Source organism: Limnobaculum xujianqingii (assembly GCF_013394855.1).
Classification (GTDB): domain Bacteria; phylum Pseudomonadota; class Gammaproteobacteria; order Enterobacterales; family Enterobacteriaceae; genus Limnobaculum; species Limnobaculum xujianqingii.
In genome coordinates this window covers 1,103,936-1,127,699 of record NZ_JABMLK010000002.1, presented here as the reverse complement: position 1 = coordinate 1,127,699, position 23,764 = coordinate 1,103,936, and the positions used below count along the sequence as shown (strand labels likewise).

At 45.2% G+C, this 23,764-nt stretch carries 28 protein-coding genes and 1 other annotated feature; of the genes, 18 read left to right on the top strand and 10 right to left on the bottom strand.

Translation table 11 applies throughout. The annotated features are described in order from the left end of the window. Nucleotides 1–60 precede the first annotated feature (60 nt). Nucleotides 61–489, bottom strand: a complete 429-nt coding sequence (locus GOL65_RS19170; protein WP_179038500.1) for a DUF4902 domain-containing protein — start codon at nt 487–489, stop codon at nt 61–63. 281 nt (nt 490–770) lie between these two features. On the opposite strand from GOL65_RS19170, the gene GOL65_RS19165 reads away from it, so the two are divergent. After that, the gene (locus tag GOL65_RS19165) at nt 771–1,481 is read left to right on the top strand and encodes a LuxR family transcriptional regulator (RefSeq protein WP_179038499.1); all 711 of its coding nucleotides are present in this window, start codon (nt 771–773) and stop codon (nt 1,479–1,481) included. Between the two features lie 265 nt (nt 1,482–1,746). On the opposite strand, the gene cobT is transcribed toward GOL65_RS19165, so the two are convergent. The 4 genes from cobT to cobU are packed head-to-tail and all read right to left on the bottom strand — an operon-like array spanning nt 1,747 to nt 4,763. Further along, entirely contained in the window at nt 1,747–2,796 is a 1,050-nt protein-coding gene (gene cobT, locus GOL65_RS19160) for a nicotinate-nucleotide--dimethylbenzimidazole phosphoribosyltransferase (RefSeq protein ID WP_140917922.1), read from the bottom strand. A gap of 48 nt (nt 2,797–2,844) precedes the next feature. Beyond that, a complete protein-coding gene (cobC, locus tag GOL65_RS19155) occupies nt 2,845–3,447 on the bottom strand; it encodes an alpha-ribazole phosphatase (protein ID WP_140917923.1) in 603 nt (200 codons plus the stop codon). A gap of 3 nt (nt 3,448–3,450) precedes the next feature. Continuing rightward, on the bottom strand, nt 3,451–4,200 hold the full coding sequence (gene cobS, locus GOL65_RS19150) for an adenosylcobinamide-GDP ribazoletransferase (RefSeq protein WP_140917924.1): 750 nt from the start codon (nt 4,198–4,200) through the stop codon (nt 3,451–3,453). Between the two features lie 2 nt (nt 4,201–4,202). Next, entirely contained in the window at nt 4,203–4,763 is a 561-nt protein-coding gene (gene cobU / locus GOL65_RS19145) for a bifunctional adenosylcobinamide kinase/adenosylcobinamide-phosphate guanylyltransferase (RefSeq protein ID WP_140917925.1), read from the bottom strand. Nucleotides 4,764–4,965: 202 nt separating this feature from the next. Here cobU and GOL65_RS19140 point away from each other — a divergent pair, with 202 nt between their 5' ends. Both GOL65_RS19140 and GOL65_RS19135 read left to right on the top strand, forming a co-directional pair. Next, nucleotides 4,966–5,166 (top strand): 2-hydroxymuconate tautomerase family protein, encoded by a 201-nt coding sequence (locus tag GOL65_RS19140; protein WP_140917926.1) that lies wholly within the window; start codon nt 4,966–4,968, stop codon nt 5,164–5,166. A 72-nt stretch (nt 5,167–5,238) separates the two neighbouring features. Next, entirely contained in the window at nt 5,239–5,490 is a 252-nt protein-coding gene (locus GOL65_RS19135; protein ID WP_140917927.1) for a DUF6868 family protein, read from the top strand. On the opposite strand, the gene GOL65_RS19130 is transcribed toward GOL65_RS19135, so the two are convergent. Next, nucleotides 5,482–6,315: a VanW family protein gene (locus GOL65_RS19130; RefSeq protein WP_140917928.1), complete on the bottom strand. Its 834-nt coding sequence runs from the start codon at nt 6,313–6,315 to the stop codon at nt 5,482–5,484. The genes GOL65_RS19135 and GOL65_RS19130 overlap by 9 nt on opposite strands. 146 nt (nt 6,316–6,461) lie before the next feature. After that, nucleotides 6,462–6,674 (bottom strand): YccJ family protein, encoded by a 213-nt coding sequence (locus GOL65_RS19125; RefSeq protein WP_140917929.1) that lies wholly within the window; start codon nt 6,672–6,674, stop codon nt 6,462–6,464. Between the two features lie 328 nt (nt 6,675–7,002). Here GOL65_RS19125 and yqhD point away from each other — a divergent pair, with 328 nt between their 5' ends. Then, complete coding sequence (gene yqhD, locus GOL65_RS19120) at nt 7,003–8,160, top strand: alcohol dehydrogenase (RefSeq protein ID WP_140917930.1); 1,158 nt, start codon at nt 7,003–7,005, stop codon at nt 8,158–8,160. A 323-nt stretch (nt 8,161–8,483) separates the two neighbouring features. On the opposite strand, the gene nikR is transcribed toward yqhD, so the two are convergent. Continuing rightward, nucleotides 8,484–8,948: a nickel-responsive transcriptional regulator NikR gene (gene nikR, locus GOL65_RS19115; protein WP_179038498.1), complete on the bottom strand. Its 465-nt coding sequence runs from the start codon at nt 8,946–8,948 to the stop codon at nt 8,484–8,486. 392 nt (nt 8,949–9,340) lie between these two features. Here nikR and GOL65_RS19110 point away from each other — a divergent pair, with 392 nt between their 5' ends. The 5 genes from GOL65_RS19110 (at nt 9,341) to artM (ending at nt 13,054) form a co-directional block, all read left to right on the top strand. Further along, the gene (locus GOL65_RS19110) at nt 9,341–9,931 is read left to right on the top strand and encodes a phosphatase PAP2 family protein (protein WP_140917932.1); all 591 of its coding nucleotides are present in this window, start codon (nt 9,341–9,343) and stop codon (nt 9,929–9,931) included. Nucleotides 9,932–10,193: 262 nt separating this feature from the next. Continuing rightward, the gene (gene artP / locus GOL65_RS19105; RefSeq protein ID WP_140917933.1) at nt 10,194–10,922 is read left to right on the top strand and encodes an arginine ABC transporter ATP-binding protein ArtP; all 729 of its coding nucleotides are present in this window, start codon (nt 10,194–10,196) and stop codon (nt 10,920–10,922) included. Nucleotides 10,923–10,941: 19 nt separating this feature from the next. Next, a complete protein-coding gene (gene artJ, locus GOL65_RS19100; protein ID WP_140917934.1) occupies nt 10,942–11,673 on the top strand; it encodes an arginine ABC transporter substrate-binding protein in 732 nt (243 codons plus the stop codon). Nucleotides 11,674–11,684: 11 nt separating this feature from the next. Beyond that, nucleotides 11,685–12,389: an arginine ABC transporter permease ArtQ gene (gene artQ, locus GOL65_RS19095; protein ID WP_140917935.1), complete on the top strand. Its 705-nt coding sequence runs from the start codon at nt 11,685–11,687 to the stop codon at nt 12,387–12,389. After that, a complete protein-coding gene (gene artM, locus GOL65_RS19090; RefSeq protein WP_140917936.1) occupies nt 12,389–13,054 on the top strand; it encodes an arginine ABC transporter permease ArtM in 666 nt (221 codons plus the stop codon). The genes artQ and artM overlap by 1 nt, the downstream gene beginning before the upstream one ends. 298 nt (nt 13,055–13,352) lie before the next feature. On the opposite strand, the gene GOL65_RS19085 is transcribed toward artM, so the two are convergent. Next, on the bottom strand, nt 13,353–14,180 hold the full coding sequence (locus GOL65_RS19085; RefSeq protein ID WP_140917937.1) for an SDR family oxidoreductase: 828 nt from the start codon (nt 14,178–14,180) through the stop codon (nt 13,353–13,355). Between the two features lie 276 nt (nt 14,181–14,456). Next, nucleotides 14,457–14,582: a sequence feature (His leader region), on the top strand. 46 nt (nt 14,583–14,628) lie between these two features. Between GOL65_RS19085 and hisG the strand changes: the two genes are divergently transcribed. Genes hisG through hisIE form a run of 8 tightly spaced genes read left to right on the top strand, consistent with a single transcriptional unit; the run spans nt 14,629 to nt 21,669 of the window. After that, nucleotides 14,629–15,528, top strand: a complete 900-nt coding sequence (gene hisG, locus GOL65_RS19080) for an ATP phosphoribosyltransferase (RefSeq protein ID WP_140917938.1) — start codon at nt 14,629–14,631, stop codon at nt 15,526–15,528. 5 nt (nt 15,529–15,533) lie between these two features. Further along, nucleotides 15,534–16,838 carry a histidinol dehydrogenase gene (gene hisD, locus GOL65_RS19075; RefSeq protein ID WP_140917939.1) on the top strand — a complete coding sequence of 435 codons (1,305 nt, stop codon included), beginning with the start codon at nt 15,534–15,536 and terminating at the stop codon, nt 16,836–16,838. After that, complete coding sequence (hisC, locus tag GOL65_RS19070; protein WP_140917940.1) at nt 16,839–17,894, top strand: histidinol-phosphate transaminase; 1,056 nt, start codon at nt 16,839–16,841, stop codon at nt 17,892–17,894. It abuts the gene before it with no gap. Nucleotides 17,895–17,908: 14 nt separating this feature from the next. Then, nucleotides 17,909–18,976, top strand: a complete 1,068-nt coding sequence (hisB, locus tag GOL65_RS19065; RefSeq protein WP_140917941.1) for a bifunctional histidinol-phosphatase/imidazoleglycerol-phosphate dehydratase HisB — start codon at nt 17,909–17,911, stop codon at nt 18,974–18,976. Then, on the top strand, nt 18,976–19,563 hold the full coding sequence (gene hisH / locus GOL65_RS19060) for an imidazole glycerol phosphate synthase subunit HisH (protein WP_130591621.1): 588 nt from the start codon (nt 18,976–18,978) through the stop codon (nt 19,561–19,563). The genes hisB and hisH overlap by 1 nt, the downstream gene beginning before the upstream one ends. Nucleotides 19,564–19,568: 5 nt before the next feature. Continuing rightward, a complete protein-coding gene (gene hisA / locus GOL65_RS19055; protein WP_140917942.1) occupies nt 19,569–20,306 on the top strand; it encodes a 1-(5-phosphoribosyl)-5-[(5-phosphoribosylamino)methylideneamino]imidazole-4-carboxamide isomerase in 738 nt (245 codons plus the stop codon). After that, nucleotides 20,288–21,064: an imidazole glycerol phosphate synthase subunit HisF gene (gene hisF / locus GOL65_RS19050; protein ID WP_140917943.1), complete on the top strand. Its 777-nt coding sequence runs from the start codon at nt 20,288–20,290 to the stop codon at nt 21,062–21,064. The genes hisA and hisF overlap by 19 nt, the downstream gene beginning before the upstream one ends. Beyond that, entirely contained in the window at nt 21,058–21,669 is a 612-nt protein-coding gene (gene hisIE / locus GOL65_RS19045; RefSeq protein WP_140917944.1) for a bifunctional phosphoribosyl-AMP cyclohydrolase/phosphoribosyl-ATP diphosphatase HisIE, read from the top strand. Before hisF ends, hisIE begins: the two co-directional genes overlap by 7 nt. Before the next feature lie 58 nt (nt 21,670–21,727). Here the strand turns inward: hisIE and GOL65_RS19040 are convergent, their stop codons facing one another. Next, nucleotides 21,728–22,285 (bottom strand): GNAT family N-acetyltransferase, encoded by a 558-nt coding sequence (locus tag GOL65_RS19040; RefSeq protein WP_140917945.1) that lies wholly within the window; start codon nt 22,283–22,285, stop codon nt 21,728–21,730. A gap of 314 nt (nt 22,286–22,599) precedes the next feature. Here GOL65_RS19040 and fucO point away from each other — a divergent pair, with 314 nt between their 5' ends. Continuing rightward, on the top strand, nt 22,600–23,751 hold the full coding sequence (gene fucO, locus GOL65_RS19035; protein ID WP_140917946.1) for a lactaldehyde reductase: 1,152 nt from the start codon (nt 22,600–22,602) through the stop codon (nt 23,749–23,751). The last annotated feature ends 13 nt before the right edge of the window (nt 23,752–23,764 follow it).

Here is a 23,764-nt window from a genome sequence, read left to right as displayed (position 1 = left end):
ATATTAATAACATTGGATTACCGAGCGTAACCTGACAGATCTACTAGCTATCCACCAGGATTACTGAGTGATAGACTGAAATATTTTTTCGTTCCAATCAATTTCAGCTATTTTATTGTCAAGTTGCCGCTGTACATACTCTTCTTCGTCTATTTCATTCTGTAGATTTTCGTCCATATGAAAGGCGATATTGCTAAAAACCGGGCCAATTTTCACATACTGGCAGTTAGCATTTTCATAACGCAACTCCCAATCCCAACCTATTGATAAAACAGGAGATACCTGACTTACCCATTCAGTATAACCCGTAATGGCAGTTATCACCCCTCCCTGAAAGTGTAATTCTTCAGGTTCCGCATGTGCCGCAGAATAAAGATGGGTAAATACAACATTTTTAAAAAAATCGAGATCGACTTTAACGCGGTAATCCACACTAGCAGTATGGTATTTATCATGATTTCCCATATTAATGTCTTTCTTGTTCTGCACACACATCTCCTTAAGTGTTAAACTTTGGTATCTTAAGTTGTGCTCAAGCTTGGTAAGTACAACATATTTTATTTACAGCTCAAAATTATGATATTAGTATACTAGTTACTACAATCAGTCAGTTGTTTAACTATAATTTATATTGCGCACTGGCTACCTGACGGGCTCCGTGTATATATTATAATTAAGTGTATAAAAATTTATCATGTCGTTGCCTTGTTAAACGATATCGATTTCCCGTCGGTTTGTTTCTAAATGTATTGCTATCGAAGGAAGCGGTTTTGAAAATTAATTTATATCGAACCTATGAAAATTTATCAAAAACCAAAGATAAAGAATCCTTCTTTAAAACATTACAAAAAGCAGCCAGCGATTTGGGATTTGAATATTGCGCTTACGGAGTAAGACCCATATACCCATTATCAGCTCAGCCGCCACAAGTTATTAATAACTACCCTACCGGCTGGAATCAGGCCTATCAATCCAATAACTATTTTGAGATAGATCCGACCGTTCAGCATGGCTTGCGTTCTACCCAGGCACTATTCTGGGAGGATGACTTATACAGAACATCCCCTTATTTTTGGGAAGAAGCTAAAGCGTTTGGCATTAATCACGGAATTTCTCAGGCTCAGAAAGACTCTACTGGTCGTGTCGGGATGTTAACCTTTGCCAGCCCCGATCAACACTACACGGCTAAAACCTTGTTAGTTCAAGCCCCTTCACTTATCTGGCTTTCTCAAATTGCGCACAATCGTCTGGCAGAATACCTGTTACCACAAGAAAACCATGAAGCTGATTACCAGTTAACGAAACGAGAAAAAGATATTCTACGCTGGACTGCTGAAGGCAAGACCTCAAATGAAATTGCTATGCTGATGTCTATCAGCGACAGAACTGTTAATTTCCACGTAAATAATATTCTTAAAAAACTATCTGTATCCAATAAAACTGCAGCAACAGTTAAAGCAATGGTACTCAATCTGTTATAAATAATCAGAATTACAATAATATTATTCGCTGAATTCTGCCCGGTTATTTTCTATTTAAACTAGCTTTTGGTTCTGACACCACACAATCAGAATAATGTTTCATTATTTCTTTACTTACAAGCCTAATAATCACCTGAAATAAATAATCAAAAAACTATAACTATGCAGAATTATCGATTTATTATTTTATAATTTATATTCCATTTAATACCACAACAAAATAATACTATAGTCTAATTTTACCTGCAATTTGATGAATATTAAATCAATCTGATAATGAAATATTGGATTCCGTCAAGCTCCCCATTTTATTCGCAATCGCACAGGCAGCATCTATTATTGGAAATGCCATTACCGCACCACTACCTTCCCCCAGTCTCATAGACATTTCCAAATAGGGAATAAGTTTCAGCTTTTCTAATGCCAAATGAGTGCCTTTCTCAGCAGAACGGTGGGACGGTATCAAATAAGGATGAACCTGTGGCGCAATTTTCACAGCAACCAACGCCGCCGCACAAGAGAGGAAACCATCCAGAACTATAGGTATTCCTGCTGCTGCCGCACCTATCATTACTCCCGCCATACCACCGAGATCAAATCCACCAACCTTTGCTAATACATCAATACCATCATCCGCACTCGGTTGATTAACGGTAATCGCCTGGTTGACCACCTCAATCTTATGTTGCATACGGTCCTGCGGGAAATTAGCCCCAAGACCTACAGTTTGTTCGGGTGCTGCATTACAAAGCACACTGACAATCGCTGCGGCTGGCGTGGTATTTCCCATCCCCAGCTCACCGGTACCGATTACTCTGACACCATGATTAACCTGTCCGATGGCCAGATTCGCGCTACGTTCCAACAGTGTTATTGCCTCTTCACGACTCATGGCTGCCTGAGTAGCAATATTTCCACTGCTGCGACGAACCTTATGGTTTAACACTCCCTCAATGGGTGGTGAGTCGATCCCAACATCCACCAGCAAAACATCAGCCCCCATCTGTTTTGCCAGTACACAAACGCCAGATACGCCCTTTACCATATTCAACATTTGAAGATGAGTTACTGCCTGAGGCGCCAGAGTGATACCTTCAGCATAGACTCCGTGATCTGCCGCCATGACAATTAATTGTTTATGGGAGGCACTGATATTCAGGCTACGGTAAATACCGCTTAGCTGAATAGCCAGTTGCTCCAATCTACCCAGACTGCCTACAGGCTTCACTAAACCATCCAGCCTGGTGGACATCTCATCCATTACTTGCCTGTCCAGAGGGCGTATCCGGGCGATGATTTGGTTTAAGCGTTGCATAAACAATAATTACCTTTTGATAGTTGTCGTTATGACAAAATAAATAGATCAGGCCTGAACATTCAGTTGCTGGATCACGGCATGCCTTTGATGAATATCGATAACGCTGTAAGCATCATGCCTGAATGTAAAATACCAAAAGCCTTCGGATGGCATTTTCAGCAGAGAGAGTAAAATACAACGTAGAGTTCCCTGATGGCCGACAAACAGAATATTTTCCAGATCGGTCGTTTCAGCCTCACTTAACCAGTCGGTGAAGGATTGATGAATTCGCAGATTAAACTGGTTAAAACTTTCCCCTTCCGGTGGCGGATAATTTTTCCAGTCTGAACACCAGTTGGCATAATTCTGGCTATCATTTTGCTCCAGCTCTTGATAGTGACGCCCTTCCCAGAGGCCAAAATGGATCTCATTCAATCCCTCTAATTGCTGGTGTTGCTGCCGGTTTATCCCGGAGATGTATTCTGCCGTTTGCTGAGTTCGCTTTAATCCACTGGTCACTACCCGGTCAAATTGAACCCCGGATAGCGCCCGGGCTAATAGCTCTGCCTGTGCAATGCCCCGGGAATTGAGCTCGTGATCGGTAGAGCCAGAATAAACCCTGCGCTGATTGACTTCTGTTTCGCCATGACGCACCAAATATAAACGCATCAATTAATGAACCATAAGTAACAAAAACAGGAGTTCAGCGATTTCAATACCAGCACCCAGCGTATCTCCGGTTTGTCCCCCCAATTTGCTTTGAATCAGCGCCCGGTAAACCAATAGCAGTACGCCAGCTACAGCAGCCATTAATACGCCATATCCACCGGCAAACAAAAATACCAACACCAGACCAATCAGCAATGCCGTATAGAACTCTCCCCGTTCAATCTTACCAATAAACAGATTTCCCATACCGCTCTCTCTGGCATAGTTTTGTCGATACATCAACAACACACTCAATGAGCGCCCAACCACCGGCGCCACAATCAACAAATGGACAATTGAAGCCTGATTTTCAGCCAACTGATATATCACCAGTACATGTAACAAGATTTTAAATATCAGCGCTAATGCACCCTGGGTACCAATGCGGCTATCACGCATAATCTCCAGCATGCGATCCCGCGGACGGGAAGAAAATATGCCGTCTGCTGTATCCGCTAAACCATCCAGATGAAATGCTCCGGTAATCATGGCAATGGTTAAAACCGCACAGGCAGAAGCCAGTAAGTTTCCCCACCACATCTGAGTGAATATAAAAACAAAAGCACTAATCAAACCAACGGTTAATCCGGCAAGAGGAAAAGCCATTACCATACGGCGATAATCGCTGACTTCAATACCGTCGGTATAACGCCCCGGAACCGGAATTCGAGTCAGAAACTGCAAAGAGACCAAAAAAAGCTTAATAAATTTCATGATTAACCTTTAATTTTCACATCAATTCCAGACACCACAAGGTGTACTTCATTCGCCTGCTGAGCCAGTTTTTGGTTCACCCGTCCGGCAATATCTAAAAAATGTCGTGCCAATGGATATTCCGGCACAATACCGCAGCCTAATTCATTGGTCACAATAATAATTTCACTCTGACTCCCTGCACAGGCCTTCAGCAAGTCATCAATCTGCGGTTCCAGCCAACGTTCAAGCGCCAAATAATCAAGATGGTCAGGATCGTTATCGCCAGCCCAGTCAAAGATCAGATTAGTCAGCATGGTGGTGATGCACTCCAGCACCACAACAGCAAAAAAGGCTGATTGCTGGCGAATTTCATTACCTAACTGCCGGTAACCTTCATGAGTACGCCACTGTGCCGGGCGTGTTAATTTGTGCTGCTCAATGCGTCGCGACATTTCATCATCGGTAGCCAGCGAGGTGGCAATATAGAGTACGTTTCCTCCACATGTTGCGATTTTCTGATTAGCTATCCGTTCAGCCAGATGGCTTTTTCCGCTGCGCGCACCACCGGTAATCAAAATCATAATGAGTTGTCCTGCATACAATTATTGGTTGATTCATCTTCAAAATAGCCACATCAACACAGGTTGGCGTTAAGAATAGCGCCTTTTTGCGCCAGCACTCAACTATCGTTAAATCGCTGCTGGTAAAAATGACTGATGCTGCCCATAATTTAATATCAACGCCTTAAAAAACCTCTGAATAAACAATCTGGAGAATTTACTCATGCCCTACGTCAATATAAAAATTACTAAAGAAGGCGCTACTGCAGAACAAAAAAAGCAGCTTATCGAAGGAGTGACACAACTACTGGTCAATGTTCTGGATAAAAATCCGGCAACCACTGTAGTGGTTATTGATGAAGTAGATATGGATAACTGGGGTATTGGTGGATTTCCCGTGACTGAATTAAGAAAGAAAAAATAATTTGCTGACGCCGAATGGCTACTGCAAACATTCGGCGTTGCTATTGTTCAAGCAAAGGCACAGGAAAAGGCAATGGATCTTTATCTGATTAAACAATTATTGCTTTACTGTACAGTAATTAATTACGCCATTTTGCTCATTTGGTTTACGGTCATACTGTTAGCAAGAACGTCGATTTATCGTCTGCATCGCCGCTGGTTTCAGCTTCCTGACACCAGTTTTGACGTCATTCATTACTCCGGCATGGCGATATATAAAATTGGTATTCTGCTCTTTAATTTAGTGCCGTGGATAACCCTGTGCCTGCTGTTACCTTCAAACTGATGGCTGCCCTGATTCCAGTCGTTCTGTATCTACATGATATTTAACCACCACGTTATTACGATACAAACATTCTGACTGTAAGATTACCGGCTCCTGACCTTTGGTTGAGATATCACGCCAGATCTCATTTTGTCGCCATACCCGATCGCCCCGACGTACAAACCGATGCGCCTGCTGATAAACATGGTATTTCACTTCCCTGGGCTTATCACACAGTAATTCCCCTTCCAATTGGTGTTCTGCCACATTAAATACCAGTTGGAAGGTGTCTTGCGTTGGGTTATGCAAAACCAGATCGATATAGTTATAAAAAATTGCCGCACCAGAACCAAAAGGTAAAATTCGCCCTTCATCGGGAAAAGGATCAAAGCTATGGTTAGCTCGCTCTACTACCACTAGCGGTGAATGAATCGCCATCCAGTGTATAAGATTACTTAACTGGCAAATTCCACCGCCAATTCCCTGACGTGCTTCGCCATAAGAGAGCTCCATTCCTTCAACAAACCCGCGCTTTTCCGTCGGTTTCCCTACCAGACGACAAAACGAAAAATACTCCCCTGGAGCAATCACAATACCGCTGGTTGCTGCCGTCGCCAGCTTAAGATTAATCACTTTGTTATGTTGTAAGGCGATATCACTGTTGCCCAGCTTACGAATAAGCTTAGAGGTGTGCTTGATAAAGCGATATTCCAGGCGCTGTTCTGGCTTCAATCGATTGGTGTAATGACGAGAGCCCAGTCGCCAGCTTATTTGGCGAAACAAACGTCGTTGTTGTACCCGCAGCCAGTAAAGCAAGGGATGATATGAGGAGAGCGGTCTACGCATGGTTATTTAATCCGTTAACTAAATCTGAGCGCTGAGTTTAATTGATTTATATGTGTTTTATATGAAGTTAGTGCTCCGCCATGCAACCACCAATAACGTCGCCTGATGCGACGTTATTGGTTATGCCTGAAGCATCTGAAAAGCTATCAGACGTTTTTGCGCTCGATGGTTTCTTCACCCCAGTAGAGGCGATCGGCATCAGTTTTGCTGAATGCCAGTGGCAGAACTTCATCGCTGCCCTCATCCCAAATTTGCTGTGCTTTTACTTCATCGTTATTAGCCAGTTCAAAAATAGCTTCTGCAATTTCGACGGATGTTTCACGAATCTTAGCCCACTCTTTAATTCTTAGTCTTTGCATTTCAATATCTCCCAACGGGTTATTTCAGATGTGGCTTTATCACTTTCAAAGCACTGTCTAACAGTATTATTCAAGCTTGTGATTTTGCACGTAAAAAACTTGTGGATAACATTAGTATACTCAATATCTAACGCTTTGGTTAAAACCCTGAATGACAGAATATTCTGTTACTCAGTAAGTTAGCCTCATCCATGAATCACTCATTTACATTAAACAGACCAATTACCCATCGGTTTTATGTTAATGTTAATAAAGTATCTTGTTAAGCATTTCCGAAACGAAAAATTACTGTTTCTTATCCATCATGTTTCCATCGGGATCTATCACTATGAATAATTTCAGCCTTCATCTCGCTACAAAAGTTTTGTTTGGTCAGGGTCAGATTGCTCAACTCCCTACGGTTATTCCTGCAAATGCCCGGGTACTGATTACTTACGGCGGCGGCAGTATTAAACGTAACGGCGTTTTGGAGCAGGTTCATCATGCTCTGAAGGGATACTCTCTGTTTGAATTTGGCGGCATTGAACCTAACCCTACTTATGAAACGCTGATGCAAGCGGTAGAAATGGTACATAACAATAAAATCGATTTCCTGCTTGCCGTCGGTGGTGGCTCGGTACTGGACGGTACCAAATTTATTGCCGCTGCTGCTGATTATGCCGGTGAAACCTGGGAAATCGTCACCAGTCGCGGTAAGAAAGTCACTAAAGCACTACCCATCGGTTCAGTACTGACTTTACCGGCTACCGGTTCTGAAATGAATGACGGCGCGGTTATCAGCCGTCGTGAAACAGGCGATAAGCAAGCGTTTATGTCTCCGTTTGTAATGCCTCAGTTTGCTATTCTTGATCCGGTCACTACCTATACCCTTCCTCCACGTCAGATCGTCAATGGTGTGATTGATGCTTTCATCCATACCATGGAGCAATATCTCACCTATCCGGTTGATGCAAAAGTACAGGATCGCTTCGCTGAAGGCCTGTTGCTGACCCTAATAGAGGAAGGTCCTAAAGCGCTAAAAGAACCAGAAAACTATGCCGTTCGGGCAAACATCATGTGGTGTGCCACCATGGCATTAAACGGCTTAATTGGTGCAGGAGTCCCGCAGGACTGGGCCACCCATATGTTGGGTCATGAATTGACCGCGATGCATGGTCTGGACCACGCACAAACGCTGGCCATTATTCTGCCTGCTATTATGCGAGCCAAAAAAGCACAGAAGTGGAAAAAGCTACTGCAATACGCAGAGCACGTATGGAACATTGATACTGGTACCGAAGATCAACGTATCGAGGCAGCAATTAAGGCCACTGAAAACTTCTTCCAGCAAATGGGAGCCCCAACCCGCCTGTCTGACTATAAGTTGGATGGTAGTTCGATTCCTGCGTTGATCGAAAAGCTAAAGAAACACGGAATGACCCAACTCGGCGAGCACCGCGACATCACCTTAGCCGACAGCCAGAAAATTTACGAGTCAGCACTTTAAATTGATTTTTTGTTAGTAATACATAAAATTCAGATAATTATCTGAGGGTTATATTAATAGCAAAATGACTAAACTTAATCGTTGGGAGAGACGGGTGTTGGGGTCGACTTGGCGTAAGCCAACGAAGCGCCCCTAACCCGGCTAGGCCCAACGCTCACTGAAGCCAAGTGCCTGGCCCTTCCGGCCAGGTATTGTAGGTTATATTCACTCATTGTATTTACGGCCGGAATATCAATTGAAGCTAATTGATTAGGTTTATCAACAGGCTCAATTAGCCCTGACTTTTATCTTGGTTTGTTTTTCATATTAAAGAAAAACTGCAATCAATCATGATGAACATGTTCGTCTTCACCATGGTCATGATGATGATGATGAGAATGCCCGCCACTATTATCCGGAACCATCACCAGCTTGCCATACCTTACGCCCCGCTCAGTAATGACCTGTTCCGCCAGCTGTCCTACTCGCTCAGCATCACCTTTCAGCATAGAAACTTCCATACAGCTACCGTGATCAAGATGAACATGCAGGCTGGCTAATGTTAAATCATGTTGCTCATGGAAGGTGCGGGTCAATCGCTTAGACAGTTCACGGGATTCATGGTCATAAACATAGACCAGCGCCGCTACACAGGGAGGATTACCTTCAACCACTAAAGAGGAATTCTGAATACCAGTGCGGGTTAAATCCCGGATCGCTTCCGAACGGTTTTGATAGTTTTTCTGCTTGATAATGTTATCTATCTCTTCCATCAGGTCGTCATCAATAGAAATCGTTATACGCTGCATCACCGTTCTCCAAAGGTATCAATCAGATATTGAAACCATCATAACGGGAAAGTCCTGAAGCGTCGAGGTTGAGCATGTTTATCAGTACACATTAAAATTAAATAATGCTCATAAAAACAATAGGTTGATAATTGATATAAATAGTTACTCAGAAAGCAGCGTTAATTTTTTAGTATCCAGGAAGCGATTATTTAGTTTCAAAAACAATTATATTAACCGGCCGTAAATCTGAAACATTTTCATAGTTTGATACAAATTATGTTGCGATAATCGCCGACTATGCAGACTTTGAGATACACAAGGCGATTTAATTTATATACTATCGCCCTTTATTATTAATCAGACCAATATAACAACAATATCCAGTATTGAATCAGTTAAGGGAATAACCCATGAGTCCTATCGATTACGTTATCAATCTTATTTTAAGCGGCATCCTTATTGTTGGTGTCTATCAGTTTTACTTTTTTACTCAACGCCATACGATCACCAAAGTTCGTGAATTTAGCTCCGCCATTGATGAAAAAATCCCATTCTGGCCATCCTGGTCATGGATTTACAGCTTTCTCTATTATCCTGCTATTTTGTATATCAACTGGATTGTGGAAGACTCCCGTCACTTCATTATGATTGTTTTCAGCTATATCGTTCTTCTGGTTATGCAGATGACATTCTTTATGCTGTTCCCGGTATCTACCCCATCCCACTGGCGCAGTATGAACACCGGTAAAAGCTGGTCTGAAAAATTCCTGTTATTTGTGCAAAAATTTGATGACTCATCTAACTGCTTCCCAAGCATGCACGTATCCGTTGCCACGCTAACCGCGTTACTGGCTTACAGCACCCTTGGTCCTTGGGTCTTCCTGTTCCCGGTTTTAATTGCGCTTTCCTGCATGTTTACCAAACAGCACTATATTATCGATTTACCTGCTGGCGCTGTTCTGGGCTGGGCGGCCTATGAGGTTTATTGCGCAATTCTGTAGTTGAACTGATTGCAGAGCAACACCTGTTGGCTGTCTTTGGCAGCCAACAGTTTCCCTTCTCCCCGCTGTTTATTATCTTCTTCAACACTATTTTTAAACATGGTTTAAACTAAAACTGCATGATTTGTCGGCAAACAGGCGGTAGTTGGTGGTCGTGTTTTCTGTTAATTGTGAAGTCGTTGCAAATTTTATGCGGCTTTGATTGCATCCCCATCCGGTCAACGTTACCATTAACGCATTAATTACTATTCAGTATTGGCGCATGAGTATTCATTTAAAAGCGATAAACTGTTTCTACGGTAGCCATCAGGCGCTGTTTGACATCACACTGGACTGCCCAAGCGGAGAAACTTTAGTGTTACTCGGCCCTAGTGGTGCAGGTAAAAGCTCACTAATCAGAGTATTGAACCTGTTGGAAATGCCGGTTTCCGGGCAGCTTTCCATCGCCGGTAACAACTTTAATTTTAGTCAGCCACCATCAGAAGGTGCCATTCGCGAATTACGTCGTAATGTCGGTATGGTATTTCAGCAATATAATCTGTGGCCACATTTAACGGTAATGCAGAATTTAATTGAAGCTCCTTGCCGGGTTTTAGGGCTATCTAAGGTGGCGGCTATCGGTCGGGCAGAGAAATTACTGGGACGTTTGCGTTTACAGGAATTTAGCGATCGTTTTCCATTACATTTGTCTGGTGGACAACAGCAACGCGTAGCGATTGCCAGAGCCTTGATGATGGAACCTCAAATATTGTTATTTGATGAACCAACCGCAGCACTGGACCCGGAAATTACCGCTCAGGTGGTAAACATCATTCGTGAATTGTCTGATACCGGCATTACTCAGGTTATCGTGACCCATGAAGTGGAGTTTGCCAAAAAGACTGCCAGCCGCGTGGTCTATATGGAACAAGGCCGTGTCGTGGAATATGGCACCGCCGATGCCTTTACTCACCCGCAAACCAAAGAGTTTGCAGGTTATCTCTCCCATTAAGTCTCTCTGGAGTCTGGATATGAAAAAATTACTGGTCGCTACTCTGCTTGCAAGCCTTAGCCTTTCTGCTGCCGCAGCAGAAAAAATCCGTTTTGCTACCGAAGCCTCCTATCCTCCATTTGAGTTTGTTGATGCAAAAAATCAGATTCAGGGATTTGATATCGACCTGGCTAATGCGCTGTGTAAAGAGCTTCAGGCTGAATGTACTTTTGCCAATCAGGGCTTTGACAGTCTGGTTCCGGGTTTAAAATTCCGCCGTTTTGATGCAGCCATTGCCGCAATGGATGTGACACCTGAGCGTCTGGAACAAGTTGCTTTCACCAATACCTATTATGATAACTCCGCTCAGTTTATTGCTATCAAAGGCAAAGTTGCCGATCTGACCGCGCTGAAAGGACAAAAGGTTGGTATGCAAAACGGTACTACTCACCAGAAATATCTGCTGGAGAAGCATACCGAAATCACTCCGGTTGCCTATGATAGCTATCAGAATGCTATTCTTGACCTAAAAAGTGGTCGCATTAATGCAGTATTTGGCGATACGGCCGTAGTTGCTGAATGGTTGAAGAAGAATGATGATTTAACCAGTGTTGGTGACAGGGTCACAGATAATGCTTACTTTGGCACCGGTTTTGCGATTGCAGTAAACCAGAAAAATACCGATCTGCGCGACAAATTGAATGCCGCACTGGATAAGATCAAGAAAGATGGTACCTATCAGACTATCTATAACAAATGGTTCCAGAAGTAATCTGACAAATAATGAATGAAATTCTCCCGTTAGCCAGCGCCGCCGGTATGACCGTCGGCCTGGCAGTATGCTCTCTGGTGTTGGGTCTGATACTGGCTATGATTTTCGCCGTATGGGAGTCATCTCGCCTGAAATTCGTCAGCTATGTCGCCACCGGTATCGTTATGATCCTGCGCGGTTTACCGGAAATTCTGGTGGTATTGTTTATCTATTTTGGCGCATCACAGCTGTTGATGACCCTGGCTGATGGCTTTACCGTGCTGGGCGTCACCATTCAGTTGAATATTGAAAACTTTGATGTCAGTCCATTCCTGTGCGGTGTGATTGCCCTGTCATTATTGTATGCCGCTTATGGTTCGCAAACTCTGCGTGGTGCATTAAAGGCCGTTCCTCGTGGACAATGGGAATCGGGTCAGGCGCTGGGCATCAGTAAAAGTGCGATTTTCTTTCGTTTGATCATGCCGCAAATGTGGCGTCATGCCCTGCCCGGTTTAGGTAATCAGTGGCTGGTTCTGCTAAAAGATACCGCTCTGGTTTCACTGATTAGTGTTAATGATTTAATGTTGCAAACCAAAAGTATTGCCATCCGCACTCAGGAACCCTTCACCTGGTTTATGATTGCCGCGTTGATTTATTTAGCCATTACCCTGATTAGCCAGCATATTCTCTCCCTGATTGAGCAACGCACTACGCGCTTTGAACGGGAGGCATCATAATGTTTCAGTATCTACCGGATGTCCTACAGGGACTACACACCAGCCTGACGCTGACTCTAGTTTCTCTGATTGTGGCGCTGATTCTGGCTATTCTGTTTACCGTAGTTTTGACATTAAAAACCCCGGTTATTAATTGGATAGTTAAAGGCTATATCACGCTATTTACCGGCACCCCGTTGCTGGTACAGATATTCCTGATTTACTACGGTCCCGGCCAGTTTGAAGGTATCAAACAATTCCCGGTGTTATGGCAATTGCTGTCTGAGCCTTGGTTATGCGCCATGATTGCGCTGGCCTTAAACAGTGCGGCTTACTCAACCTTGCTGTTTCACGGTGCCGTCAGAGCCATTCCATCAGGTCAGTGGCAGTCCTGCTCGGCGCTGGGTATGTCTAAAGCGCAGACCCTGCGTATTCTTTTACCCTATGCTTTTAAACGTGCACTCTCTTCTTATTCCAACGAAGTCGTGCTGGTCTTTAAGAGTACTTCCCTGGCCTATACCATTACGCTAATGGAAGTCATGGGTTACAGCCAGTTGATGTATGGTCGAACCTACGATGTGATGGTGTATGGTGCGGCAGGTGTTATCTATCTGTGTGTTAATGGGTTACTTACCTTGATGATGCGGATGATCGAGAAGAGAGCGCTGGCGTTTGAGCATCGCTGATAGTTTTTTTGTTTTTTATTTATCAATAAATCAGCATCTGAGGATATTCCGGCCGTAATAGCAATGTGCTTATATTTCTACTGAACTCGGCCGGAAGAACATCTGTACTGAATATCAGAGTGCGTCGGGCCTGGCCGGGTTAGGGGCACTTCGTTGGCTTACGCCAAGTCGACCCCAACACCCGTCCCTCCCAACGATTAGCTTTTTACACACAAAAACTAGAACATCAAACTCTGTCATTAAGAAAAAGTACTAAACAGAAATTTTTATTTTTCTTAAACCATACAGATCTAACTAATTACAGCAACGGCATCAATGCCGGGTCTTCAAAGCAGTATTTGAATCCTAATTCTTTGCATATCTTTTGTCCGTTGATGATTCGCCCCAGCGATGTGCGATCTGTTGGCGTAAACTGCGGCGGTGTTATGCCCACTCTTTTTACCATCTGCGGATAATAATCTTGTTTACGTGGATGCAGTGGTGCGCACAGGTTATAGATATGTCCACCTTGCGGCTGTTTTAACAGCAGTTGAATCGCGGCAATAGCGTCTTCCTGATGAACCAGATTTACACCACAATTACCTTCGGGCAATTCTTGCTTACCGGAAAGAAAACGTCCCGGGTGACGATCCGGCCCGACTAAACCCGCCAGACGCAGAATATCCACCTGAAGGTGGGGTAAGTCATGTAACCAGTTCTCTATGCTCACCAACGCATTGCCAGAAACGCGTTCGGGCTTGAGAGCAGATTCTTCCGTTATTTCCCCTTCCCCCGGTCCATACACTGAGGTAGAGCTGATAAAGATAATACGGGAAATTTGTTTACTCAGTGCGCTATCCACTAACAGCTGTACCGACTGACGGTAGATGTCTGCACGCTCAGGATCGCGACTGGCGGGTAATGTAATAATTAACACATCACAGTTCAGCAGTTGCTCCCAATCCTCAGCTTCACATTCTGGTGATGGGGTCATCACTAAAGGATAAGCATCAACACCAGACATACGAGCTGCCTCAACGCCATCCAGTGTGGTTTTACTACCTGCGACAATATATCCCTGTCCTGACAATGAAAGTGCCAGCGGCATTCCAAGCCAGCCTAAACCAATTATGGAAACCTTCTTCATCTGCATTTTACCTGTAGGTATATATGACTCAGTTTACTGAAATAACGCTATACAATATAAGCCAAAACTAACTGCCTTACCTGTTTAATTCGGTAGCAGATTAGAATTTAAAGCAGATTGTTTAATCCTGATTTTCTTACCTATTCTACATTCTGCATAATTATTTAAAAAAGTAGTTGCCATTCTGTTAAACAATGGGTAGGTTACTTGTCAGCGACACAAATAAATTATCTGATTCAAGGCGCACAATATTATGAATAACGTTCTGTTTAACCACCATCATCACCATCACCCTGATTAGTCTTCAGGCCTTTGGTGCTGGAAGACGATCAACGGATCTTCCAGTGGCGAACAGAATGTTAAAGAGAGCCCTCGGAAGAATCCTTCCGAGGGCTTTTTTAATGCCCACGATTTAAGAAGAATAAATTAGAGAGATAAGAGGATTACCATGTTAGATAAAAGCCGTTTACGAATAGCTATGCAAAAATCAGGTCGTTTAAGTGATGAATCCCAAAAGCTGTTCGCCAGCTGTGGTATTAAAATAAACCTCCAGCAACAACGTCTGATTGCCTTCGCAGAAAATATGCCTATTGATATTCTGCGTGTACGTGATGACGATATTCCCGGCCTGGTGATGGACGGTGTGGTAGACCTCGGTATTATCGGTGAAAACGTACTGGAAGAAGAGCTGCTAAGCCGCCGCGCTCAGGGAGAAGATCCTCGCTACATCACTCTGCGTCGCCTTGATTTTGGCGGATGTCGTCTCTCTCTCGCCATGCCGTTGGATGCTGAATATACCGGCCCACAATGTTTACAAAATAGTCGTATCGCGACCTCTTATCCTCACCTGCTAAAACGCTATCTGGACGAACAAAAAGTTCGTTTTAAATCCTGTCTGTTAAATGGTTCTGTGGAAGTGGCCCCGCGTGCAGGCTTAGCTGACGCTATCTGCGATTTAGTGTCTACCGGAGCAACACTGGAAGCCAACGGCCTGCGTGAAGTTGACGTTATTTATCGCTCTAAAGCGACGTTAATCCAGCGTGATGGTGAAATATCCGATGAGAAACAAGAGCTGATCAATAAACTGCTGACTCGTATGCAAGGGGTGATTCAGGCCCGAGAATCCAAATATATCATGCTGCACGCACCTAACGACCGTCTGGAAGAGATTGTGGCCCTGCTCCCTGGTGCCGAGCGTCCAACCATTCTGCCGTTGGCCGGTGATAAAAACCGCGTGGCAATGCACATGGTTAGTAGCGAAACGCTATTCTGGGAAACCATGGAAAGCCTGAAAAAACTCGGTGCCAGTTCAATTCTGGTGTTACCAATCGAAAAAATGATGGAGTAACCACCATGCAACTGACCTACTGGGAACAATGCAATAAGCAGCAGCGACAAGAACTGCTTTCTCGTCCGGCGGTAAATGCATCCGATCGTATCAGTACCGCAGTGAGCGAAATCATCGAGCAAGTGAAAGCCGGTGGCGATCGAGCGCTAACCCTGCTCAATGCTAAATTTGACAAAATACAAACCACCAGCCTGCGTATCAGCGAGCAAGAAATCAATGCAGCCTCTGAACGTTTGGGTGACGAAATCAAACAGGCAATGGCTATCGCAGCTCGCAATATTGAGACCTTTCATAAGGCTCAGGTACTGCCAACTGTAGATATCGAAACTCAGCCTGGCGTACGTTGCCAGCAGGTTACCCGCCCTATTAAATCCGTTGGTCTGTATATTCCCGGAGGCACTGCGCCACTACCGTCAACAGTATTGATGTTAGGCATCCCTTCTCGTCTGGCGGGCTGTAAAGAAGTCGTGCTTTGTTCACCACCACCCATTGCCGATGAAATTCTGTATGCGGCAAAACTGTGCGGTATTAAAAACGTTTTCCAACTGGGTGGCGCTCAGGCCATAGCCGCTATGGCGTTTGGCAGCGAAACCGTACCTAAAGTGGATAAAATCTTCGGGCCGGGTAACGCCTATGTCACCGAAGCTAAACGTCAGGTGAGTCAGGCCATTGGCGGTGCGGCTATTGATATGCCAGCCGGCCCTTCAGAAGTTCTGGTAATTGCAGACAGCGGTTCAACCCCTGCTTTTATTGCTTCCGATCTGCTGTCACAGGCAGAACACGGTCCGGATTCTCAGGTTATTTTACTTACTCCGGACAGAGATATTGCTGAGGCCGTTTCTGAACAGTTAGAAAAGCAATTAATGACGCTGTCGCGACAAGATATTGCCCGTCAGGCACTGGCTGAAAGCCGCTTAATTGTGACGAAAGATTTGGATCAATGTATTGATATCAGCAACCAGTATGGACCTGAACACCTGATCATTCAGACCCGCGACCCTGAAGCTATGGTGGAGCGTATTACCAGCGCGGGCTCGGTGTTCCTGGGTGACTGGTCACCGGAATCTGCCGGTGATTACGCTTCAGGAACCAACCACGTACTGCCAACCTACGGTTATACCGCTACCAGCTCCAGCCTAGGCTTATCGGATTTCCAAAAGCGTATGACCGTTCAGCAGTTAACCCAGCAGGGTTTTATGGCGCTGGCCCCTACGATTGAAACTCTGGCACAGGCAGAGCAATTGACCGCCCATAAGCAGGCCGTCTCTTTACGTGTCGCCAAACTAAAACAACTGAATCCGGAGGCGTAAATGAGTATTGAACAATTAGCCCGCGATAATGTAAGAAAGTTAACGCCTTACCAATCGGCTCGCCGCATTGGCGGTAACGGCGACGTTTGGCTGAATGCCAATGAATATCCGGAGGCTACCAGCTATCAGCTTACCGAACAAAATCTAAACCGCTATCCGGAATGCCAACCGGTTCAGGTAATTCAACGCTATGCTACTTATGCTGGCGTAAAACCTGAACAGGTCATCGTTAGCCGTGGTGCTGATGAAGGCATTGAATTACTGATGCGTGCTTTCTGTGAACCGGGTAAAGATGCGGTACTCTACTGTCCGCCAACTTATGGCATGTATAGCGTCAGTGCTGAAACGCTTGGTGTGGAACGTCGCACTGTCGCCAGCAAAGCTGACTGGCAGTTAGACTTGCCTGCTATTGATGCCGCACTGGCAGGCGTAAAGCTGGTTTATGTTTGTAGTCCAAACAACCCAACCGGAAACCTGATCAATCCGGATGACATTCGTGAACTGTTAGCCATGACTGCCGGACGTGCATTAGTTGTCGTTGATGAAGCCTATATTGAGTTTTGTCCTGAGGCCAGCGTAGTGAGTTGGCTCAGCCAGTACCCTAATCTGGTGGTGCTACGCACTCTGTCCAAAGCCTTTGCACTGGCAGGTTTACGCTGTGGCTTCACCCTCGCCAGCGAACAAATTATCAACCTGCTGCTGAAAGTCATTGCTCCTTATCCATTATCCACACCGGTGGCCGACATCGCCGCTCAGGCACTGAGTGAAACGGGTATCTCCACCATGCGTAAGCGTGTGGCAGAACTTAATGCCCGTCGTGACCAGTTGAAACTCACCTTAGCTGAATGCGCCTGCATAACTCAGGTTTACCCTAGTGAAACCAACTATCTGTTATTTAACCTGACAGATTCCGAAAAGGCCTTTAAGGCACTTTGGGATAAAGGAATTATACTCAGAGACCAAAACAAACAGCCGGGACTGAAAGGATGCCTGCGCATCTCTATTGGTACTCAGCGTGAATGCGATGCCGTCACCGACGCTTTGAAAAACTTTTAAGGAAAACAGCCGCCATGAGCCAAAAATATCTGTTTATTGACCGCGACGGTACCATCATCGCCGAACCACCTGAAGATTTTCAGGTAGATCGGTTAGATAAGCTGGCATTAGAGCCACAGGTCATTCCTGCCCTGCTGAAATTGCAGGATGCCGGTTATCAACTGGTGATGATCACCAATCAGGATGGACTGGGAACCAGCAGTTTTCCGCAGGAAGATTTCGATCCACCGCACAACCTGATGATGCAGATCCTGACCTCTCAAGGGATTTGCTTCAAAGAAACCCTGATCTGCCCACATATGCCGGCAGACAAATGCGACTGCCGCAAACCTAAAACCAAAATGGTGGCGGCCTATATGCACAAAGCAGTAATGGATTATGACAATTCCTGGGTAATTGGCGATCGGGAAACCGACATTCAGTTAGCTAAAAATATGGGTATTAAGGGCATTCGCTACCAACGTGATTCCTTAGGCTGGAACCAGATAGTCGAACAGCTAACCCAGTCAGACCGCCATGCCCATGTTATTCGCACCACCAAAGAAACTTCCATTGATGTGGAAGTATGGCTGGATCGCGAAGGCAACAGCAAAATTCACACCGGCATTGGCTTCTTTGATCATATGCTGGACCAGATTGCCACCCACGGCGGCTTTCGTATGAATATCAATGTAAAAGGCGATTTGTTTATTGACGATCACCACACCATTGAAGACACCGGTCTGGCTCTGGGTGAAGCACTTAAAAAAGCATTAGGTGATAAACGTGGTATTGGCCGTTTTGGTTTTACGCTGCCGATGGATGAATGTCTGGCTCGCTGTGCACTGGATATTTCCGGTCGCCCTTTCCTTGAGTATAAAGCCGAGTTTACCCACCAGCGCGTTGGGGATATGAGTACTGAGATGGTGGAGCACTTCTTCCACTCGCTGTCTTACTCAATGGCAGTCACCTTACACCTGAAAACCAAGGGTAAGAACGACCACCACAGAGTAGAAAGCCTGTTTAAAGTATTTGGTCGTACCCTGCGTCAGGCAATTCGCGTGGAGGGTAATACCCTACCGAGTTCAAAAGGGGTGCTGTAATGGAAGTAGTGATTTTAGATACCGGCTGCGCCAATCTGGCTTCGGTGGCTTATGCGGTTAAGCGCCTGGGCTATAACCCGGTAGTGAGTCGGGATCCTGACATTGTCCTGCGTTCTGACAAGCTATTTCTTCCCGGTGTAGGCTCCGCCTCTGCCGCCATGAAAATACTTAACGAGCGCGAGTTAATTCCTTTAATCAAAGCCTGTACTCAACCGGTTTTAGGCATTTGCCTCGGCATGCAGCTACTGGCTAAAAGCAGTGAAGAAGGCTCAACGGATACTCTGGGCATTATTGATGCTCCGATCAAACAGATGAAAGCACACAACCTGCCGCTTCCGCATATGGGCTGGAATAACGTGAATCCACTGGCGGGTCATCATCTGTTTCGCGGCATCGAGGACGGTGCTTATTTTTATTTCGTACATGGATACGCTATGCCCGTATGTTCAGCCACTATCGCGCACTCCACCTACGGCGAGCCATTCACCGCCGCAGTACAGCAAGACAACTTCTTCGGCGTACAGTTTCATCCAGAACGTTCTGGTCAGGCCGGCGCACAACTGCTGAAAAACTTTCTGGAGATGTAACTGAGATGATTATTCCTGCATTAGACCTGATTGACGGTAGCGTGGTGCGCCTGCATCAGGGTGACTATGGACAACAACGCGACTACGGCAACGATCCACTACCACGCCTGCAACAATATCAACAGCAAGGTGCTCAGGTATTGCATCTGGTTGATCTAACCGGTGCTAAAGATCCCCAAGCGCGTCAGCTTCCTTTACTGCGCAAATTGTTAGCCGGCGTGTCGGTTCCGGTTCAGATTGGCGGCGGTATTCGCACAGAAAAAGACGTCAGCGATTTAATTGACGCCGGTGCCAGTCGGGTAGTTATCGGTTCAACTGCCGTGCGCCAGCCTGAAATGGTTGAACAATGGTTTAAGCGTTTTGGTGCCGATGCTCTGGTGCTGGCATTAGACGTGCGCATTGACGATAATGGCAATAAAAACGTTGCCATTAGCGGCTGGCAGGAAAACTCCAGCCAAACGCTGGAACAGGTAGTGGAACGCTATCTTCCTTATGGCTTAAAACACGTGCTCTGTACCGATATTTCCCGTGATGGTACCCTCGCCGGATCTAACGTCGATTTATATTGTGAAATTAGCCAGCGCTACCCGGACATTGCATTTCAGGCATCCGGGGGTATTGGCAGCCTGAATGATATTGCTGCCCTGCGCACCAGCGGTGTGAAAGGTGTGATTGTTGGTCGCGCCCTGCTGGACGGTAAATTTAACGTAGAGGAGGCCATTTCATGCTGGCAAAACGGATAATACCCTGTCTGGACGTTCGTGATGGTCAGGTAGTGAAAGGCGTACAATTTCGCAACCATGAAATCATTGGTGACATTGTTCCACTGGCGAAACGCTATGCTGAAGAAGGTGCAGATGAACTGGTATTCTACGATATTACTGCTTCTTCTGATGGCCGCGTAGTGGATAAAAGCTGGGTTTCTAAAGTGGCAGAAGTGATTGATATCCCGTTCTGCGTTGCCGGTGGTATTAAAAGCATTGAAGATGCCGGTCAGATTCTCTCGTTTGGGGCGGATAAGATCTCCATTAACTCCCCGGCATTAGCTAATCCATCATTGATCTCCCGGTTAGCCGATCGTTTTGGCGTACAGTGCATCGTAGTAGGTATTGATACCTGGTATAACGCCGGGCAAGAAAGCTATCAGGTTTATCAATTTACCGGTGATGAAGCCCGTACTAAAGCTACTGCCTGGAACACGCTGGACTGGGTACAGGAAGTGCAAAAGCGCGGAGCCGGTGAAATTGTGCTAAATATGATGAATCAGGACGGCGTTCGTAACGGCTATGATTTGAAACAGCTGAAACTGGTACGTCAGGTCTGTAAAGTTCCGCTTATCGCCTCCGGCGGTGCCGGAACAATGGAACATTTTCTCGACGCCTTTAACGTGGCTAATGTTGACGGCGCATTAGCCGCATCGGTGTTCCATAAGCAAATTATCAATATCGGTGAGCTAAAACGCTATCTTGCCGATAACCAAGTGGAGATCAGAACATGTTAACGCAACAGCAACATAGCCAGCTGGATTGGGAAAAAGTCGACGGCATGATACCTGCGATTGTCCAGCATGCGGTTTCCGGTGAAGTTCTGATGTTGGGCTATATGAATCTGGAAGCCCTGCACGCTACTGAACAGAGCGGTAAAGTGACTTTTTTCTCACGAACCAAACAGCGCCTGTGGACCAAGGGAGAAAGTTCCGGCAATTTCCTGAATGTTGTCAGCATGACACCGGACTGTGATAACGATAGCCTGTTAATTCTGGCGAATCCGGTTGGCCCTACCTGCCATAACGGTACCAGCAGTTGCTTTGCCCCTGCAGAAACCGAATGGACCTTTCTCTATCAGTTAGAACAATTGCTGGCCTCACGTAAACAAGCGGATCCGGCTACGTCTTACACCGCTAAACTGTATGCCAGTGGAACCAAGCGTATTGCTCAAAAAGTTGGTGAAGAAGGCGTTGAAACTGCACTGGCCGCAACGGTGAATGACCGGGAAGAACTGACTAATGAAGCCTCCGATTTGGTCTATCACTTACTGGTTCTGTTACAGGATCAGGATTTGAATTTAAGTTCTGTGATTAATCGACTGCGGGAAAGGCATAAGTAATAGCTGGCAACAAACCTTTCTATCCCAAAAGCCAGCCTTTCGCTGGCTTTTTTATTGGTTACTTTTCCATCACTATTAATTTCAGATCCTGATTAAATCGCTGGTACTCCACTTCAGTAATCGCCCGCCCACTGCTTAATATTTTTAGCGGATGCCCGTGGAACTTCCCTTGATAAGGTGGATGAACATGAGAATAATCGTTTTCCACAAAGCCTAATGCCCGATAAAAACGTAAACGCTTTTGCGAGATCTCATCCACTACCGGATCGATTTCCAGAATCACCGTTTTGTTTGTTGAAGCAATTAGCTCCCCAAGCAAACGGGTTCCATAGCCCTGACCACGTACCTGGTCGCTAATGGCATAATGTTCGATATACAGATAGTCAGCAAACTCCCAATACGCTACAAATCCAACAAACAACGAGTTCTCTTCATAACAGTGAAGAAAATAGTTTTCCGCCATTAATCCTTTAGCCTGATGCTCAAAGGTACGCTGCTCAAACTCCGGAAAAGAGATGCGATAAAGGCGTTCAAAGGTTGGAAAAAGCGCGTCATTAGTACTCTGTAGTCGGGTAACTTTCATAATGGCAAAAATGATTATCCTGATAGTAGACATTAGAAAACGAATAAAACATACCGAATCATCACCCCATTGCCAACCGTTCCATTGGGCTAGAGTCAGATATTTTGTTTTGTGGCCTTACATCAAGGTTTATTCTTTTTTTCTGGAAATAATAACCAAAAAAAACTGTTCCCCCCCTTTCCTAACCTATATCAATTTTCTGGCGAGAAAGTTAATTACTCTAAGTTCATAGACATGGAGTTCGGTTCAGCCTGTTGGAATACAGCATGAACTGCCAATTTAGACGTTCTCAAGAATTGATTCATTTTTAATCGTTTTTAAATATAACAATCTTATGGAGCTATAACATGGCAAATAGAATGATCCTCAATGAAACCTCCTATTTTGGTGCCGGAGCCATTTCCCATATTGTGGACGAAGTGAAAAAACGCGGATTTAAAAAAGCGTTACTGGTCACCGATAAAGACCTGATTAAATTCGGTGTGGCAACAAAAGTAAGCAAACTGCTGGATGAAGCCAAACTACCTTACGAAATCTTTGATGAAGTTATCCCTAATCCAACCATTGCCGTAGTACAAAAAGGGGTAGCTAAGTTTAAACAGTCCGGGGCTGATTATCTGATTGCCGTTGGTGGAGGCTCTCCACAGGATACCTGTAAAGCCATTGGTATTATCATCAACAACCCTGAATACGCTGATGTAAGAAGCCTTGAAGGCGTAGCGCCAACCAAAAAAGCCAGTGTTCCAATGATTGCTATTCCTACCACTGCGGGTACCGCTGCCGAAGTTACCATCAACTATGTAATTACTGACGAAGAAAAACGCCGTAAGTTTGTCTGCGTTGACCCACATGATATTCCGGTTATTGCTATTATCGACTCCGGGATGATGGCCAGCATGCCCGCCTCATTAAAAGCCGCAACTGGTATTGACGCCCTGACCCATGCCATCGAAGGTTATACCACCAAAGGTGCCTGGGAATTGACGGATATGATGCATCTTAAAGCGATTGAGATTATCGCCCGTTCTCTACGCGCCTCCGTAAAAGGTGAACCTGCCGGCGTTGAAGACATGGCTTTAGGCCAATATATTGCTGGCATGGGATTCTCTAACGTTGGTCTGGGTTTGGTTCACGGTATGGCTCATCCATTAGGCGCTTTTTACGATACCCCTCACGGTGTGGCTAACGCCATTCTGCTACCGCACATCATGGCGTACAACGCTGATTTCACCGGTGATAAGTTCCGTGCTATCGCGATTGCTATGGGTGTTAAAGGTGCGGCAGATATGCCGCTGGCAGAAGTGCGTGAAGCCGCTATTAATGCAGTGAAACAACTGAGCAAAGATGTTGGTATTCCAGCCAGACTGCGTGATGTAGGCATGAAAGAGAGTGATATTGATGCGCTGGCTCAAGCCGCTTTTGACGATGTATGTACCGGTGGTAATCCGCGGGATACTAACGTAGAAGAGATTAAAGTACTGTATCGTTCGATCTATTAATTGATGTATTAAC